This window comes from Saccharospirillum alexandrii (genome assembly GCF_004000275.1).
GTDB lineage: Bacteria > Pseudomonadota > Gammaproteobacteria > Pseudomonadales > Natronospirillaceae > Saccharospirillum > Saccharospirillum alexandrii.
Genome location: NZ_RCIP01000013.1, coordinates 1 through 2,045, shown reverse-complemented (window position 1 = coordinate 2,045; position 2,045 = coordinate 1). Strand labels below are relative to the sequence as shown.

Here is a 2,045-nt window from a genome sequence, read left to right as displayed (position 1 = left end):
TCGGCAACCTGATGCCGTACCAATACACCGGCCGCTACACCGAAGCCGCCACCGGCCTGGTGCACCTGGACGCCCGCTGGTACAACCCCCATACTCAACGGTTCATGCAACCGGACCTGTGGAACTTCAGGAACACGGGCCTTCCATCAGAAATCCAGCATGAGTTGATGCGGTTTACTGGGTTGGATAAAGCGCAACTGCTTAGAGACCCGACCCAGCAGATGGCGTATGGGTATGTGAGTGGGAATCCGTTGGCTTGGGTGGATTGGTTGGGGTTGTGTGAGACAGTAGGTTTCTGGGGTAGCGTTGGCAATGCACTCAGTAACGCGGCCAGTCTTACCAACGGAGCGATCGAAACAGGCTACACACTAGCATCAAATACCGTCGCTACTTCAATAGGTGGTGTGGCTAGTTTAGGCACACTGGGCCTTACGTGGGGTGATACAGAACGAGCCGCGGCAGTTTCGGGATCAGTTCAGGGCTTTCTAGGCTACTCGCCCAGCAACGAGCATGCTGTCTCTACCTTGTCCAATGCAGGGGCAGTAATGGAGGTTGCAGATGGTGCGTTGCGCACTTACGTGGCGGATCCGATAGCTGACAGGTATGGTGCGGCTGCTGGCACTGTCGCTTATTTGGCTCCAGATTTATTATCGTTGGGAATGGGGGGTATTGCCAGGCAGGGATTGAGGAATGGTGGAGTCCGTGAAGCTTCAATGACGAGAGAGGCAGTTCCGCTAGAAAGGCAAGCTTTGGACTTAATTCCGCTTAATGCTGGAAGGAATCGAGTAACTCTAAGGTCTGAAAGTACACAGCTTGATGTCGATCTGGCTGGGAAAGCTCATAATGGAATACCAACTCCGCATACAAAAGTCTCTCCTAGAAATACTAGGGCACCTGAGCATTTGCAACCGGTGTACAACACAACTGAAAAACAATCTACGCTAAGACCTACATCACAAGAAGATATAAGGACTGTACGCCGATATTTGGAGAGGCAGTGACATGAATAAGAATTTTATACTTGCTGATTCCGTGGGTATCCAAGTGGAGAATAACTATTACGATTTACATAATTGCTTTGATTTAGTTGGACTTGAGGTTGACTTTATCTTTAACAAAGTGAGAGTTCGATTTATGCCTAACGATAAGGAATGCTCTAAAGACGGGGATTTGACAATTTCATTTTCAGGTGTGGACTACCTGGATGTTAGCCCTGGTGTTTTAAAAAACATGGTTCGAGATGTTGCTGAAGTGGGTTATAAGAACCCAGAAGACTTTGATCATGATTGGTTATTAGCTGAGGACAGGATGAATAAGGCGGATCATCTATTTTTTAGGATGGCGGGAGACGAATACATTCGAGTCCATGGAGACTCGGCCAAGTTAGGGAAGGTCTGAGTAACCGCTGATTTTTATTAGAATAGAGAATAAAGAATAGTGCAGACACCCATCGCTATGGTTTGTAATTGTGATGGGTGTCTAGCTAGCTGCTGATTTTTAGAGAATAATGTAATGATAGATGTAGTCATTCTTCTGGATAAACTTAGTGAGCTTGCAAGTAAAGAATTGCAAGAAAATCTATGGTTGCATGGAAATGAAAACCAGATGTCCTCATTTACGGAGGCTATTTGTGGTGTCTTCGATGACGCTAGATTAACGAGGTCTTTAGAAACAGGGTATTTAGAACGAAATTTTTCAAACGAGTTATGCAGAAAAACAATAAAGTTAGATCAAGCTATCAAACTGATACCAGAAGATTTAGCTCCGGAAGATATTATTAAACACCCCAAGATGAAAATTGTGAGGTTATTGGCTAGTGAGTTGCTAGTTCTATTTGAAAGTGAGACAGCTAAGGGTGAAAGCTAGCCAGGTAGAGCTGAGCTATAAAGACTCCCATGGTTGCAGTTTGTAAGTGTGGTGGGTGTCCCAGGTAACCATATTACTTTGACACTAACGCACCTTATGCTCACTTTGAGGAAAAATAGAAGTGGAAATATTAATTGCTATATTCCTTTTCGCAGTATTTTTAGGAACGTTTGTGTGTG

General features: G+C 45.1%; 3 protein-coding genes. All 3 read left to right on the top strand.

The features are described from left to right. The coding region (locus EP166_RS21035; protein WP_164744053.1) for an RHS repeat-associated core domain-containing protein at positions 1-1,001 on the top strand (1,001 nt) is incomplete at its 5' end. Position 1,002: 1 nt separating this feature from the next. Then, complete coding sequence (locus EP166_RS21030) at positions 1,003-1,398, top strand: hypothetical protein (protein WP_127560826.1); 396 nt, start codon at positions 1,003-1,005, stop codon at positions 1,396-1,398. 114 nt (positions 1,399-1,512) lie between these two features. Beyond that, positions 1,513-1,866 (top strand): hypothetical protein, encoded by a 354-nt coding sequence (locus EP166_RS21025; protein WP_127560824.1) that lies wholly within the window; start codon positions 1,513-1,515, stop codon positions 1,864-1,866. Positions 1,867-2,045 lie beyond the last annotated feature (179 nt).

Bases quoted from the DNA above. Each gene is read 5' to 3' on its own strand.
- EP166_RS21025 (WP_127560824.1), top strand. From the start codon at position 1,513: ATGATAGATGTAGTCATTCTTCTGGATAAACTTAGTGAGCTTGCAAGT.
- EP166_RS21030 (WP_127560826.1), top strand. From the start codon at position 1,003: ATGAATAAGAATTTTATACTTGCTGATTCCGTGGGTATCCAAGTGGAG.